The following is a 15,993-nucleotide window of genomic DNA, read 5'->3' as shown; positions in this document are numbered from 1 at the left end:
CACGCCCTTTCATCGTTGCTTCCCGCTGGCAGGGACTCACCTGGTTCGTCCGTAACAGCGAGGCTACGCAGCCCCACTGACAACGGTCGCTTGATTGGCTGGCTGATGGCGCATCGGGCATAGACCGAGGGCCTTCTTGGAGAGTCTCGGACACGGAAATGTATGAAATGGCTGAATCGAGACGGTCGGCCATTCGTGGAGATGCCTCTGCGGAAGCCTGCAGAAAAGCGCCGCACCGTACGTGGACAAGAACCATGTGCGGAGCGCCGCGGCGGGAAGGCTCTGCACCGATGCCGGTGCTTCCTGCAAAGACCAGATTCTGAGGGGCCGTCTTCTCCCGGTGCTCCATCCGCAGCCACAGTGTGATGCCGTGGGGGCCAGTATTGGCTCATAGAGGCTGAGTCACTCGGCGTCGAACCGTAGCCGTAGCCGCTACCCGCAGCGGATCAGGGGATCAGTCCTCCGGTCGCCAGTCGATCGCTGATCCCGCTCACCAAACCTTGCCCCGTGTGGGCTACCTGGGCCATTAGTGTCTCGAAGGTCAGGAGGCGGCGGAAGGTTTCGGCATATGACGCCTGTTCCTCCAGAGGAAGTTGCAGTACCTGAAGGCGCCGGATGTCGACCCGGGAAGAACTGGAGGCATGGCTGCCTGCCTGGCGTCCGTTGGCGGGCGCGCGCAGACAGCCGGCGAGGAAGTGGGCGTGCAGTTTCTCCGGGTCCACGCGCAGGGCATAGAGCTGGGGTCCCAGGGCCATCGGCGGGCCTTCGTGCACCCATGCCTGGAAAGCCCGGATCACTCCCGCGACCACGACGTCGCCTTCCTCTGCAATGGTGGGTGCCGCATCGGGGGCAACCACCCGAGTGGGAGTGCCGTCCATCAGTAGGTCGGAAACGGTGAGGAGCGGCACTGCGTGATCATCGCGAGTCGTTTCCGCGGCATCCGGCGGTTGCTGTCCGGATCGCAAGGTCAGGACTCCGGCCTTGATGAGGTCACCCACACTCGCCGTGGTGTGGGGCTCATCGTCCTCGAAGGCGAGCTTCGACAGATGCTTCAGGTGCCCTTTCAGAGTATTCAGAGTTGAGGACAGTTCGGCGCACGACGCGGCGATTTCGACGCTGGAGGGCTCTGTGTTGGGAGCGGTGTAGCGTCCCGGCGTGACATCCACCTCGTCGTCCAGCAGGTCGAGCAACGGGACCCGCGCGGCGCCCTCCGGCAGTTCCTCGTCCGGGCTGTCGAGGACATGCATAGCGGACAGGACGAAGGAGTCGAGAGCGTGCCAGTCGGGGCCCGGCTCCCGTGTGCCGGGCCTCGCGAACCGGGTGGCGTCCACGAACACTGCATCCTGCGTGGGAGGCGAGGTGACGCTGCTCACGGCGGCCCGCAGAACCCACAACTGCAGCGACACGCTGTGCGGCTGTGCGCTGCCCGGTGGTAGGGCGACGATCGCCCGCAGCGCGCCGGTGCGCAGGAGCGAGGCCCGGATGCGCCGGCCGGCCTTTCGTGAGGCGACGGCGGGTGGAAGGACGACGACGGCGGTGCCACCAGGACTGAGGTGGGCGAGCAGGTGCTGCACCCATGCCAGTTCCGGTTCCGTCCTCGGTGGCAGTCCGTGCGTCCAGCGTTGGTCGGTGGCGAGTTCCTCGTAACCCCAGTCGCGTTCGTTGAAGGGCGGGTTGCAGAGCGCAATGTCAGTGCGCACCCCGGGAAAAGGGTCCTCGCGCAATGCGTCAGCTGTGGTGATCGCCGTACGGACGCCACGCCCCTCCGTGAGGAACTCGAGTCGGGCAGCGGCGAGAGCGGTAAGAGCCGGATCTCGTTCGCAGCCGAGCAGTGCCAGGTCCGACTTGTCGTGCTCCTGGGCAGCTGCCGCCATCAGATGTCCTGTGCCGCAGGCGGGGTCGAAGACCGTCAGTGCGCCCTCGTTTTCGCCGAGCCGGACGGCGAGAGCAATCCGGGTCATCAATGTGGCCAACTGCGGTGGCGTGGTGCTGAGCTGTCGCACGTGCGTCTCCAGCCAGCGCTGGAGAAGGAACTCGAAGGTTTCCCGAGGCCCTTCGCTGCGCCCGAGACGTGCCGCTTCGCGCACCAGCTCCTCGGCTTCGGATGAGAGGTCGAAGACCGAACTCCGGGACCTGGGGGACCGCATGCGGCGGGCGGCCTCGGCGATGGCCAGGCCCGACTCGTCCCGGCTGCCCAGTGCCTCGAATCGTGGCCACAGGAATTCGCGGCCACCCACATCCTTGAGTTTTCCGTTGTCCCTGAGCCACTGTTCGACCTCGGCCAACGAAAACTGTGGGCTGACGTCAGTGCCACCGATGCGGGTGGGGAACGAGTCGTGACGGCGGCGCCAATTGCTGACCGCCGCACGGCCCACGCCTGCGATCCGGGCGATTTCTGCCAAGCTGACGGGCGCAGCGTTGGGGGTACTCATCGAAGTCTCCGAGATGCTTGGCCGGCTGGACTGGTCGGCAACCCAGCCACCGTATCGGCGGGAAGGCTACTACGCTCATTGACTCTGTTCACAGAGAAAGTATCGCCAGGCTGTGAGGGAAGTGTGAAGGACGGGAAAAGTCTCGGCACAAAGGCTGGAACGGTGCTGGGCGGCCGATACCGACTGAGGTCGGTACTCGGCAAGGGTGTAATGGGGCAGGTGTGGCAGGGATGCGACCAGAATCTGGAGCGGCCCGTCGCGGTGAAGACAATTGCCGCAGAGCTGCTGGCTGTCCCGCGGAGCCGTGACGAGGCGCTCGCCCGGTTCGAGCGAGAGGCGCAGGCCGCGGCGCGTCTGGATCATCCCAACATCACCACAGTCTTCGATGCGTCCATCACGGATGACACTTGTTGCCTGATCATGGAGCTGATCGAGGGCACCACGCTGGAGTTTCTCTTCGACCAGCAGGATGACGGACGGTTCGACGTGACCTCGGCGGCCGCCGTCGCCGCACAACTGTGCGGAGGGTTGTCCGCAGCGCACGCCGCGGACCTTGTGCACCGCGACCTCAAGACGCAGAACGTCATGGTCCGGCGGGACGGCGTCGTGAAGATCCTGGACTTCGGGCTGGTGAAACTGTTGAGTGACGCCGACCCGCGCCTGACGATGACCGGGGAAAGTATCGGCAACATCCTCTGTGCGTCACCCGAACTGCTCTCCGGCCGAGAACCGCTCGACGGTCGTAGCGATCTCTACGCCGTCGGCTGTCTGCTCCACCACATGCTCACCGGTAGCGTGCCCTTCGCCACCGATCAGCCGGCGCTCCTGGTCTCCCACCACCTGAGCTCACGTCCACCCCGGATCTCCGATGCGGGCGTGCGCGTTCCCGCAGCGCTTCAGGAACTGGTGACGGCGCTGCTCGCCAAGCGCCCGGACGACCGGCCCTCCTCCGCAGCCGAGGTCTACGTCGCCCTCGCGCCCTACCTCCCGGAGCCGGCCCCTCATCTGGCCACTCGGCGGAGCCTGCCCGAAGATCCCCGCAGGCCCTTCGTCGTGCCGCAAGGGCCGAGACTCCTGTGAACAGTGAGAGGATGATCGCGTCGGCCGGACGCGCTGCGCCGCTTCCGGCCGCACGGCGGTGAACGGGCGCCGAGGCGCCGGAACTGGGGACGGGCGCAATGCGGCGAAGCCTTGGACGATACGAGTTCACGCATGAGCTGGGCCGGGGCGGCATGGGCGTCGTCTGGGCGGCGTTCGACCGCCGGCTCGGGCGGGAGGTGGCCGTCAAGCTGCTGGCATCCAGGGGACACGGTGCCGAGCCGACCACGCTGGAACGCCGGTTCTTGAGGGAGGCACGGCTCACCAGCCGCCTGAAGCATCCGGGTATCCCCGTCGTCCATGATCACGGCAGTCACGAGGGTGAGCTGTACCTCGTCATGGACCTCGTACCGGGCCGTGCCCTCGATGCCGTATTAGCCGGTGACGGCCCGCTCCCGATCGAGCGCGCCGCAGAGGTCGCACGGAGCGTCGCCGACGTGCTCGCCTACGCGCACAGCCAGAGCATCGTGCACCGGGACCTCAAGCCGTCCAACGTAATGGTCACTCCGGACGGCGGCATCAAGGTCCTCGACTTCGGTGTCGCGGCGGCTCTCGAACCGCGACCCGGCGAGACGCGTTTCACCGCTGCCAACGCCACTCCCGGCACGGTCGTGTACATGGCGCCCGAACAGGCTGTCGGCAGAACTGTGCCTGCCAGTGACCTCTACTCGCTCGGTTGTGTCCTCTACGAGTTGCTCACCGGAGCCCCGCCGTTCACCGACGGCAGCCCATTCATGCTGTACCACCAGCACGCGCACGAGCCCGTGCCTCCGCTCGCCGACCGTCGTTCCGATGTCCCGAGCGGCCTGCGGGACCTTGTGGCGGGAATGCTGGAGAAGGCCCCCGAGGACAGGCCCGCCACAGCGGCTGAGGTCGCCGCCTTGCTCGCAGCCTGGTGCCCCACGCAAGTACCGGCTGCCTCGGCGGCGTCGACGCACCCGCGACTGGCGGAGATCGCCGGCCTGAGGCAGTCCGGCCGCCCCGCCCAAGCCATGCAGGAGTACGAGAACCTCCTTGCCGATCCCGGCCTCGGTCGTGTCGATTCCCTCGCCGCACGCGTGGGCATGGCCCTGTGTACGGGCGCGCTCGGTCACACCCGCGAGGCGCTGGAAGGGCTGAAGTCGGTGCTGGCCGAACAGCGGAGCGTGCTCGAGCCGGGCGATCCCGCACTGCTGGACACCCGGTACGAGATCGCCGTCCTGCTGGTCCGTACGGGACAGCGTCACTCGGCTGCGGAGCTGTTGAGGCGCCTGGCAGACGACGAGGAAAGTGACCTGCCGGCGAGTGACGCGCGACAGGGACGCAGTCGCTCTCTGCTGGATCGGCTGCGCCGCATTACCTGACTCAGCGACAACTAAACAGCTGAAAGCTCTGTTCACAGCCCGCATATGAGTGTTACTCTGCGACGACGTCGTACTGGCGGGGAGACAGTGGAACTGTCTACAGCACGACGGCAGTTACATCACAAGGGGAACAGCGCCATGACCTCAACAGTTCAGCGCGTCATCGGGGGCACGGGAGCGCAGCAGCTCCCTGAGGAAGGCAATCTCGTCGAAGTGCGCGGCCAGTCCTGGGTCGTCGCCCGCGTCGAGCCGTCACCGGCCGGCGACGGCGACGGGCAGCGCAGGCCCGCCACCCTCATCCATCTCCAGTCCGTCGCCGACGGCCGTTTCGGCGACACGCTCTCCGTCATCTGGGAGGTCGAGCCCGGCCGTCGCATCCTGCCCGCCGGTTCCCTCCCCGACGCCTCCACCGGCCAGTACGACTCCCCGAACCGCCTCGCCGCGTTCCTCGACGCCGTCCGCTGGTCAGCCGTCGCCTCCGCCGACGCCAAGACGCTTCAGGCGCCGTTCCGTTCGGGCGTTGCCGTCGAGCCGTACCAACTGGAGCCGGTCTCCCGCGCCGTAGGCGCCCCCCGCGTCAACCTCCTTCTCGCCGACGACGTCGGTCTGGGCAAGACCATCGAGGCCGGACTCGTCGTGCAGGAACTGCTCCTGCGCGGCCGCGCCCGCCGTACCATGGTCGTCTGCCCGGCCGGCCTCACCCTGAAGTGGCGCGACGAGATGGCCGATAAGTTCGGTCTGGAATTCACCATCGTCGACTCCGAACACTGTGCCCGACTGCGACGCACCCACGGCACCGCCGCGAACCCCTTCCGCGTCCACCCGCTCACCATCGTGTCCCTGCCCTGGCTGCGCGGGCAGAAGGCACAGCGTCTCCTAGATGAGGTCATCGGCAGCCCCGAGGAAAGCTCCGACGGCGAACACAAGCGCTTCTTCGACCTACTCGTCCTCGATGAAGCTCACCACGTCGCACCTGCCGTGCCCAAGCAGGTGTACGCCGTCGACTCCCAGCAGACCAAGCTCATCCGACGCCTCGTCCCGCACTTCGAGCACCGGCTCTTCCTCTCCGCCACCCCGCACAACGGCTACCCCGAGTCGTACACCGCGCTTCTGGAGCTCATCGACGACCAGCGTTTCGCCCGCGGTGTCGAGCCGGACAGTGAAGCCCTCAAGGACACCGTCGTACGGCGGCTGAAGTCGACGGTCACCAACGCCGACGGTACGCCCCGCTTCCGCACCCGCAAGACGCTCGAACTGCCTGTGGACTACACGCCGCAGGAGCGCGACATCCACCAGGTGCTCGGCTCCTTCGCCGCGTTACGCCGCAAGAAGCTGACGCCCAGGGCACGCGGCGGGCGCCGCGCCGCCGACCTGGTGACGCTGCTGCTGAAGAAGCGCCTCTTCTCCTCGCCGGCGGGCTTCCTGCACACCGTTCAGGTCTATCTGTCCCACCTGGAGGACACCGGCCCCTCGCGCGGCCGTGCGGCGGCCGACGACGTGCCCGAGTGGCTGGAGGAGTTCGCCGACCTCGTCGCGGACCTGGACGACACCGGCCTGGTCGACGCGGAGGACGACGCCCTCACCCGCTCCACCTCCCTCACGCCGGCGGAGGACGGTCAGGAGCTCGACCTGCTCCAGAAGATGGAGCGCTGGGCCCTCACCCACGAAGCCGCGCCCGACTCCAAGGCCGAGACGTTCATCCGCGAACTCAAGGCCGTCTGCCGCCCCGACAGCAAGCACTGGACCAACGAACGGGTCGTGGTCTTCACCGAGTACCGCGACACCCAGGAGTGGCTGTACGACCTCCTCCAGCAGGAGGGACTCACCGACGGCGGCCGCGTCGAGCGCCTGCACGGCGGACTGTCGGCGGAAGAACGCGAGCGTATCCGTCTCGGTTTCCAGGCGGACCCCTCCCTCCCCGAGGGCAAGGTCCGTATCCTGCTCGCCACCGACGCCGCCGGCGAGGGCATCGACCTGCAGAACCACTGCCACCGCCTGATCAACTACGACATACCTTTCAACCCCAACAAGCTCGAACAGCGAATAGGTCGCATCGACCGTTGGGGTCAGAAGCAGGACCCGGAGATCACCCACTTCATCAGCTCCGGATGGCAGGACGCCCAGGCCGGCTCCTACGAGGCCGACCTCGAATTCCTCTCCCGCGTAGCCAAGAAGGTTGCGCGCATGGAGCACGACCTCGGCTCCGTCAACGCCGTCCTCGCCGACGCCGTACAGCGCCGGATGACCGGTGACATGGCATCTGTCGACATCGAGAACGCCAGGCCGAGGCCGATCAAGGGCCGCCGCACCGGCGGCGACGTCGCGCCCGAGCAGAACGTCACCGCGCAGACCAAGAGGCTCGCCGACCAGTACGAGGACACCGTCTCCACGCTCGGTCTCACCCCGGCCAACATCAAGCGCGTCGTCGAGACCGCCTTAGCCCTCGACAATCAGCCCGCACTCCTCCCCTCCGCGTTACGTGCCGAGGAATTCGAGCCGGGCGACCTCTTCGACGTGCAGCCGCTCTCCGGGAGCTGGGAGCGGGCGACCCGCGGCCTCGCCCACAAGCTCCGCGAGGGCGAACAACGGCCCCTCACCTTCTCCCCGGCGGTCGCCGCGCACGCCCGCGACGACGTAGTCCTCGCCCACCTCAAGCATCCGCTCGTCGCCCTCTCCACACGCTTGCTGACCGCCGCCGTCTGGAACGCCGACTCGGTCGGCCTCAGCCGCGTCACCGCCGTCGTCTCCGACGACCCGGCCGTCACCACGACACTGGTCTCCGCCTACGCCCGGTACGTCCTTGTCGGCACTGACGGCACCCGCCTCCATGAGGAAGTCCTTCATGCGGGCGGCTGGTTCGGCGACACCGGTCGCTTCCGCCGCTGGGAGTCGGTGAACGAGCAGGGCCGAGTCCTGTCGCGTGCGCTCACCGACGGCACCGAGGCCGCCCCGCACCTGCGCCAGGAGCTGACCGCGGCCTGGCCGAGGCTACGGGACCCGCTGTACCGCTCGCTGGAGGCCCGCGCCGCCGAACTCGGCCGCCAGCTGGAGGGCCGGCTCGCAGACCGCCGGACCGAGGAAGAGCGCCGTATCACCGCCACCCTCGACCGCTTCGAGACCACCCTGCGCGCCAAACTCAAGGAGGAGGGAGACGGCGAAGGCGAACAGCTCGCCCTCCTCTCCACCCACGAGCTGACCGGTCACGAGCGCCGCCAGTTCGAGGACGACCGCCGCCGCTGGCAGGAACGCCTCGAGGGACTCCCCGCCGAGCGGACACGCGAACTCGCCGCCATCGCCGCCCGGTACCGCGAACCCCGCTCCCACCTCTTCCCCGCCGCCGTCGTCTTCGTCGTTCCCGCAAAGGAAGCCCGCCGATGAGCCCCCGCCCCGTGAGCCGTGGAATAGCAGCCGCCAAGGCACAGGCCGCCGACGGACGCCGGCAGCACCAGGAGTGGCTCGACCTCACCGAGATCTCCGGTCCCTTCCTGACCATGCCCGTCCTGTTGCGGGCCTGGCCCCAGTTGGACACCCTGGAGAAGGACGAACGGGCCCGGCTGCGCGCCCGCCACGCCGACTGGCAGAACAACACGACGGCGGGGCGCGACGAGTGGGTGGCGTACATCCTGTCCCGGCTTCTGAGCTGGAACGACGCCCTGACCCTCCGTCTTGGCGAGGCTGAACACCACGGTCTGGACCGTCTCACCCTCCGCGTCGCGGAGCACAACACCGAGGTACGCCCGGACTTCGCCCTCGTCGATCCCGGCACCGATCTGGCTACCGAGCCCAGCGTCGAGGCGGCCGCCAAGCGGGTGCGGTTACTCGGCATGACGATCCCAGCCGGCACCGCTCCCACCGCGCGTGCGGGCGGGGGCGGCGACTGGGCTGCGGCACCGGCCGACCGGCTGGCCCGCCTGCTCCGGCACCACGGTGTGCCGCTCGGCCTGGTCACCAACGGCCGCTGGTGGTGCCTGGTCTGGGCTCCGCTCGGCGGTGTCACGACCACGGCCGTCTTCGACGCGATCGGCTGGAACGAGGCGGCCGAGCGCAACGTCGTCCGTGCGTTCGTGTCCCTGCTGAGCCGCCGCCGCTTCTTCGAGTACGAGGAGGGCGAGACCCTCGTCGGCCTGCTCAAGGCGAGCCTCGCGGCGGGCGAGGACGTCACCGAGGCGCTGGGCGTCCAGGTCCGGCAGGCGGTGGAACTCCTCGTCGACGCGATCGGCCGCGCCGACGTCCATGCCATGGAGAACGGTGCGCCTGGCCTGCATGCGTCCGGCGTCGGCGCGGGCGAGGTCTACCGGGGCGCGGTAGCGGTGATGATGCGCATCGTCTTCCTCCTCTTCGCCGAAGAACGCGGCCTTCTCCCCGCCGACAACGAGGTGTACGCGCGCTCGTACTCGGCCCGCTTTCTGCGCGACGAGCTCAAGGCCCGCGCGGACGAGGAGGGCGAGCCCTCGCTGGAGCACACCACGTCGGCGTGGCACCGGCTGATAGCCCTGTTTCACGCGGTCCACGGGGGAGTGGACCACCCCGGCTCGGGCTTCCGCCTGCCCGCGTACGACGGCTCGATCTTCAACCCGAAGACGTATCCCTGGCTGGAGGGCACCACCCCGCTCCTCCCCATCGACGACCGCACCGTCCTCCACATGCTCCAGGCGGTGCAGGAGGTCCGCGTCGGCAAGGGCAAGCAGCGCGAGGTCCGCACGCTGAGCTTCCGTGCACTGAGCGTCGAGCAGATCGGCTACGTGTACGAGGGCCTGCTGTCCTACGACGCCGGCCGGGCGACCGAGCACATGGTCGGGCTGATCGGGCCCGCGGGCTTGGAGCACGAGGTACCTCTGCGGGAGCTGGAGTCCCTTGCGGCGAAGGCGGCCACGGCGTCGCCGGGTAAGCCGGACGCTTCGGTGAAGTCGCTGGCGAAGGCCATCCACGAGAAGTGGAAGGACCCCAAGCCACCGGCGACGGCGGGCCAGCTGGAAAAGCGGTTGGCCCCGATGGGGGCGGAGGACGCGGCGGAGGCACGGCGCCGGCTGAACGCGGTCACCAAAGACACCGCGCTTACCGACCGACTTCTGCCGTTCGCCGGCATCCTTCGAGACGACCTGCGCGGCCTGCCGATGGTCATCCCGAACGGCACCCTGTACGTCACCGAATCCTCACTCCGCAAGAACACGGGCACCCACTACACCCCCCGCTTCCTCGCGGAGGAGGTCGTCCTGCACGCACTGGAGCCCCTGGTGTACGAGCCGGGTCCGCTCCAGACGGCGGACACGGGGGAGTGGCGCCTGAAGTCGGCGGAGCAGATCCTCGCTCTGAAGGTCGCGGACATAGCGATGGGATCGGCGGCGTTCCTCGTGGCGGCCTGCCGCTACCTGGCGGACCGGCTGATCGAGGCGTGGGAGAACGATGGCCAGGCCGACGCGATGGCGTACCGGGCCGGCCGGGCCGTCGATGCCCTGACGGCGGCCGACGCCGAACAGGACCCGGTCGTCATCGAGGCGCGCCGCCAGATCATCGAGAACTGCCTGTACGGGGCGGACATCAACCCCATGGCCGTGGAGATGGCCAAGCTGTCGCTGTGGCTGGTCTCGATGGATCCGGAGCGCCCGTTCACGTTCCTGGACGACCGCCTGGTCTGCGGCGACTCGCTGCTGGGCGTGCACAGCATGGAACAGATCCAGTCCGTGCACATGAAGCCGAAACAGCAGACCGACATCCTCGCCAAGAAGGCGCGCGAGCTGGTCGACCAACTCACACGCGAACGCCTGGCAATCACCGCGATCAAGGGCGTGGACCTGGCCGCCCTCCAGCAGAAGCGAGAACGCCTGGACGAGGTCAACCGCCACTCGCGCCGCCTGCGCCTGGTGGGCGACCTCGTGGCGGGCGCCGCGCTGGCGACGTGCGCCTCGGGGCGGGTGCCTTGGTACGAGGAGGAGGGCGGCGAGCGGGTCAGGGACCTGTTCCCGCGGGCTGCGTGGATCGTGCAGCGGATCATGGAGGACGGGGTCGAGGACGACTCGGAGGTGGTGCGCGAGGCGCGGGCCACGGCGGAGGAGTGGCTGGCGGCGGAGTTGCCGGAGGGGGCGTTGGAGCGGCGGCCGGTGCATTGGCCGTTAGTGTTCCCCGAGGTGTTTTCGCTGAGGGGCGGGTTCGATGCGATCGTGGGTAATCCGCCGTTCTTGGGTGGGCATAAACTCGCTGCCGCATTGGGAGAAGCGTATCGAGAGAGCATGATCGATTCTCTTGCTGGAGGGGCGAGAGGAAAAGTGGATATCGTAGCGTATTTCGTGCTGCGTGCTCATGCTCTGCTGAATGTTCGCGGCCAGTCTGGATTGATCGCTACCAACACGTTGGCGCAAGGAGACACTCGAGAAAGTGGCTTGGATCGACTGGAGGCTGCCGGCGTCGAGTTCCGCCGCGGAATCAAAAGTGCTCGTTGGCCGTCAAAATCTGCAGCATTGGAATATTGTGCCGTTTGGTCCAGTAGGGCCCCTCTCGGTGAGCGGGCGGCTCGGGTCCTCGGCGGGTTGACATTGTCGAAGGGGATTACGACGTCCCTTACCCCAGAGAGTAGAGAGCCTTCCTGGGTTGAACCGGTCGGCAAGGCGGGAGGGATTTCGTTCAGTGGCTGCAAGCCGGATAGTGCAGGATTCATCGTACCGGAAGAGGAGGCTCGAATGTGGATCTCTGGAGACCCTCAATACGCTGCCGTCGTCCTCCCTTACGTGAATGGGCAGGATGTAAACAGCCACCCGGAGCATAGTTCCAGTCGTTGGATAATTAATTTCCGCGAGTGGAGTGAAGAGGAAGCGCGAGCATATCCGAAAGCTTTCGCCAAGGTGTTGGCGAATGTTAAACCCGAGTGCGAGCGGAAGAATCCGGAAACTTACGCTGGTTTGATCGATCGCTGGTGGCAGTATTGGCGTCCGAGGAGCGAACTGGTGAGGGCGCTCAGTGGGCTCAAGCGGTGTATCGTTATCACGGCAGTGAGTAAGATAGTGATGCCTGTTATGGTGCCCACAAATCAAGTCTTCTCGCACGCGCTGAATGTATTCAAGTCTGACGACCCTGCGCTACTGGGCGTGCTGAGCAGCGCTCCTCACTACTGGTGGGCGATCGACCGTGCTTCCACTCTTGAAACGAGAATCCGTTACACGCCGACGGACGTCTTCGAAACCTTCGTCCGCCCGCCGCTCAGTAATCGTCTGCGCGCCGCTGGGGGCCGCCTCGATTCCTATCGTCGTAATCTAATGCTCGCTCGCAATCTGGGGTTAACCGCGGCATACAACCTGGTTCACGATCCGGACTATCAGGACAGGGACATCGTTGAGCTGCGTCGGATTCACGAGGAAATAGACAAGGCGACGATCGAGGCGTATGGCTGGCACGACCTGCTGGATAGCTCCGGGAAAACTCGACCTGCTGATCCGACGCACGAAAAGCTGCCACTCCATCATGGCTTCCATGAAACTGACCAAGGTGTCCGTTACACCATCGGCCTGCTCGCCCGGACCGAAATCATTGACCGGCTGCGGCAGTTGAATCACCAGGCGTACGCGGACGAGGTTCACCTCGGCTTGCATAAGGGTGTGACGGAGAAGAAGGCGCGGGAGAAGCATCCCGATATGCCGTCGCCCTCTCCGGAGGCTGTTCGGAAGCGCAAGGAGCAGTTGGCGGCGCGGGGTGGGGCGGATTTCGGGGAGGGCGCTGAGGGCGCCCTGTTCTGAGCCGTCAGCATGACGGCGGGCTGGTTCGCATCACGCATCAAGTGACACCAACCAGCCCGCCGTTCTGCTCGGACCTCCGATGGGACGGTGTTACCTGGCTGCCCGTGCCACGAACGCGGCCCACTCGTCCCGGCCGACCCGCAGCACAGGCCCGTCATCAGCAACCTTCGAGTCCCGTATGTACACGACGTCGGCGCCGGCAGCCACCTCTACGCAGTCGCCGCCGCCCGATCCGCTGTAGCTGCTTTTGAACCAGTGCAGTCCGTCCATGCTGTCGGTCACCTGCTCCACGCTCATGTCTCTCCCACCAGCCGTTCGATGAGCCGCGCAGACTCCACACCGTTCAGGGCCTGCGAGCGCAGCTTCCCATACCGCAACCCGAAGGCGCTGACCTGTGACGGATCTTGGACGACGCAGCCGACCTCCTGCGACTCGATGTATCCGAGATGCTGGTGCTCCTTCGTCTCCAGCATTACGAACGGACCGTTCAAGCCCGAGTGGAAGCCAGGTGAAGCAGGCATGATCTGCACCTGCACGTTCCGCGTCGTGCCGACCGTCAGCAGGTGTTGCCACTGCACGCGCGTGGTCTCCGCATCGCTCACCGGGTTACGGAGAGCTTCCTCGCTGATGATGAACGACAGCTCGGCCAACGGCACCCGGGTCAGCAATTTTTGACGGCTCAGTCGAGCCTCCGTGCGCTGGTCGACGAGTTCCTCGTTCAGCGGTGGGCAGTGGCCCGCGAATACCGCTCGCGCGTAGGCCTCCGTCTGCAACAACCCTGGTACCAGCAGCGGGTCGTACGAGAAGCGGCTCACGACCTCTGCCTCGATGAGCGCGAAATTGCGGAAGAAACGTGGCAGCTTCGCGTGGTCCACCTCGTCCTGGAGCACCTCCAGGACGCCTCGCGCCTCCAGCACCCGTTCCGCCGCCACCGTGAAGGCTTCCTTCGCAGGCCGCCGGCCCTGCTCGACCGAGGCGACCTGCTCCTGGGAGTAGCCGATGGCATCCCCGAGTTCCTGCTGGTTCAGCCCCGTCCCCTTGCGCAGATGCTGGAGCAACTTGCCGTATGCCGACCACACACCCGGCAGGTCCTGCTCTTCCTTTGTCTTCCCCTCGCGGCCGTTTCGCGTGTTCCGCACAGCCCTCACGTCCTTCCGCTCTCCGAGACCGCCCCGCCACCCCATGCGCAGGCTGCCCCAACCTCACCGCGACTGAGCATGGTTCAACGCGGGACGCCCGTTCGGGGACACGGCGCCCGGCCCGTACAGGACCCGTACAACGTCCGTACAAACAAGGGCGACCGCCTCCGCCCATCCCCTACGGGCGCCCCTCCGTACCACCGTCCTCGCTGAATTCAGGTTTCTGCTCAGCAGTACGAGGCGTGGTCCCCGGCCGGGCGCGCACGCTGCGCCGTGCAGCAGCTCAGTGGTGTGGCGTACAGCACGACTGGGACACCGCGCAGGCGGTGGCTCTGGTCATGGCCGAGCTGGCGTCATAAGCCGTCGCGTACGGCCGCATCCCCTACCGGGACTTCCACCTGGCGTTGCTCCTCCTGCCCCAGGCGTTACGCGTCGAAGTGACCGACACTTGCCCCCGGGCCCTCGCCACCCCGGGGGCAAGGCCCACCTCTGCCCGCCGACGCCACCTCGGGCCGCGGCCTGCTCCTCATCGAGGGGTACGCCAACCGCTGGGGCTGCAGGCGTACTCGCGTTGTACGTCGTCAGCGAGCCAATCGGGTCCCATTTGTTGAGCAAGCGCTGCAGGTCGTACTCGGTGGAGGCGTTCTAGGGCCTCATCGCCCCAGGCCGCCATCCCGAAATGGCCGCCACCCCTCGCCACTGGCATGAGCAGAAGACTGAGGCGCTGAAACGGCAGCCATGCTCGTGGTGACCGGCCAAGCTGATCTGCACAGTGGCGTGAGATGCAACCTCTGTCCTTGTGAACTGAGTGCATGAGTCAGATACTGATCGAGTTTGCATTGGTGTCACCTGGGGGCGAGCACGGCCAGGGAGTAACGGGCCGGGAGTTGTGCCTCCTGCGCGACTTCACATCTGGGTCGTCGATAGAAGTGCTTGTTACTGAGCCACTGTGTTGAGCGTCGGCTAGGGCGTCCCAACCAGACAACTTGGCTCTACGCTGATCCATTTGGGAGGGGCTCGCTATGACCGAAATTCCGGTTGACGCTGTCGATGCCGGCAGCGGCGACGACGTTGACAGAGCGGCTGTCGAACATGAGCGGGCCGAGCTAAGGGATTTCGTCAAGGGACTGAGCCCGGACGATATCAAGTCGGGCAACTGGTTCACCAAGCTCATCGCTCAGGCCATGGGCTCCTACACCGACAAAGTCGACTGGCAGTACTTCCAGGAGCGGTACGAGGGCGTACCCGCGGATGCCATCGTCGATCAGCGGATCAAGATGGCGGCTCGGTACGCCGCGCTCGAAGGTGGGCTCTCAGCCGGGGCCTACACGGCGGCCGTCGTTGCCACTCTCGGAAGCCTTGGTGGCGCCTCGCCGGCGACCTTCCCGGCCGCCGTCGCAACCCTGATGGTCGATGTCACGTTCATCACCCGGCTTCAACTTCGCCTGGCCTGCGACGTCGCGGTCCTCTATCGGATCCCGCTCGACCTGTCCGACCCCGAAGACATGTGGAATCTCATTCGAGTGGCCTTCACGATCAAGAGCGGGGAAGTGGTCCGGGGACCCGTGGTCAAGATGATCCCGGCCATAATGCGGCCGGTGATCAAGCGCTTCTACTCCAAAGGGGTACTGACCGCCGCGAAAGGGCTCCCCTTCGTCGGGAAGTTCCTCCTGCAGCGCAACGTTATCAAGATTGGTATCCCCGTGGTCGGCGTTCCCCTTGCGGTGGTGTTGAACCGGTATACGACGCTGCTCGCGGGGCGGCACGCGCAAGCTGTCTTCCGTAACGAGGCGCGGGTGATCGAACTCGCCGAGAATCTGAGCAAGCAGAGTCAGCACCCGCAGTTGATGCTGTGGGTCGCGTGGCTCGTCATTAAGGCGAACCACAAGATTGACGATGACGAGGCGCTGTTGATGCGGCACTTGGTGAGGCTGGTCCGGGAGCGGCATCAGGTGGTCGATGAAGAGCTCGCTCACCTTGTTGATATCGAGCCCGCTGAAGTGTGGCGACGGCTAGACGCCGAGTCAGGGGACCTGAGCGATCTCCTTGACGTGGCCAACCGGGTGGCCGCTGTGGACGGCACCGCTAACGCGCTCGAGAAAGCCGTCATCTCCGAGCTTCGAGATCGCTGCCGCCGAGTCTGACGCCGTCACGGGCTACCTCCCACCTCGTCCAGTTCCGCGCGTCGCGCTGCGATCCGTTCCGCGATCCGGTCTCCACCATGGGGCCGGTTCATGGGCGGCAACAAGGCGTGGCG

At 66.6% G+C, this 15,993-nt stretch carries 8 protein-coding genes; 5 read left to right on the top strand and 3 right to left on the bottom strand.

Going from position 1 to position 15,993, the window contains the following annotated elements; translation table 11 throughout:
- Window positions 1-446: 446 nt before the first annotated feature.
- A complete protein-coding gene (locus ABT381_RS05190) occupies window positions 447-2,432 on the bottom strand; it encodes an N-6 DNA methylase (protein WP_351587908.1) in 1,986 nt (661 codons plus the stop codon).
- Window positions 2,433-2,555: 123 nt separating this feature from the next.
- Here ABT381_RS05190 and ABT381_RS05185 point away from each other — a divergent pair, with 123 nt between their 5' ends.
- The 4 genes from ABT381_RS05185 to ABT381_RS05170 all read left to right on the top strand — a co-directional run bounded on the left by ABT381_RS05185 (window position 2,556) and on the right by ABT381_RS05170 (window position 12,597).
- Window positions 2,556-3,512, top strand: a complete 957-nt coding sequence (locus ABT381_RS05185; protein ID WP_351587905.1) for a serine/threonine-protein kinase — start codon at window positions 2,556-2,558, stop codon at window positions 3,510-3,512.
- Window positions 3,513-3,610: 98 nt separating this feature from the next.
- On the top strand, window positions 3,611-4,873 hold the full coding sequence (locus ABT381_RS05180) for a serine/threonine-protein kinase (protein WP_351587902.1): 1,263 nt from the start codon (window positions 3,611-3,613) through the stop codon (window positions 4,871-4,873).
- A gap of 138 nt (window positions 4,874-5,011) precedes the next feature.
- Window positions 5,012-8,251, top strand: a complete 3,240-nt coding sequence (gene drmD, locus ABT381_RS05175; RefSeq protein ID WP_351587899.1) for a DISARM system SNF2-like helicase DrmD — start codon at window positions 5,012-5,014, stop codon at window positions 8,249-8,251.
- The gene (locus ABT381_RS05170; RefSeq protein WP_467754582.1) at window positions 8,248-12,597 is read left to right on the top strand and encodes an Eco57I restriction-modification methylase domain-containing protein; all 4,350 of its coding nucleotides are present in this window, start codon (window positions 8,248-8,250) and stop codon (window positions 12,595-12,597) included. Before drmD ends, ABT381_RS05170 begins: the two co-directional genes overlap by 4 nt.
- Before the next feature lie 90 nt (window positions 12,598-12,687).
- Here the strand turns inward: ABT381_RS05170 and ABT381_RS05165 are convergent, their stop codons facing one another.
- Both ABT381_RS05165 and ABT381_RS05160 read right to left on the bottom strand, forming a co-directional pair.
- Window positions 12,688-12,894 carry a DUF397 domain-containing protein gene (locus tag ABT381_RS05165; RefSeq protein WP_351587893.1) on the bottom strand — a complete coding sequence of 69 codons (207 nt, stop codon included), beginning with the start codon at window positions 12,892-12,894 and terminating at the stop codon, window positions 12,688-12,690.
- Window positions 12,891-13,736, bottom strand: coding sequence for a helix-turn-helix domain-containing protein (locus tag ABT381_RS05160; RefSeq protein WP_351587890.1), 846 nt, complete (start codon window positions 13,734-13,736; stop codon window positions 12,891-12,893). Before ABT381_RS05160 ends, ABT381_RS05165 begins: the two co-directional genes overlap by 4 nt.
- 1,022 nt (window positions 13,737-14,758) lie before the next feature.
- Here ABT381_RS05160 and ABT381_RS05155 point away from each other — a divergent pair.
- Entirely contained in the window at window positions 14,759-15,880 is a 1,122-nt protein-coding gene (locus tag ABT381_RS05155; protein WP_351587887.1) for a hypothetical protein, read from the top strand.
- Window positions 15,881-15,993: the final 113 nt, after the last annotated feature.

Origin of the sequence: Streptomyces sp. NPDC000151, from assembly GCF_040301705.1 — a bacterium.
Classification (GTDB): Bacteria; Actinomycetota; Actinomycetes; order Streptomycetales; family Streptomycetaceae; genus Streptomyces.
This window is presented reverse-complemented; position numbering and strand designations above follow the sequence as displayed.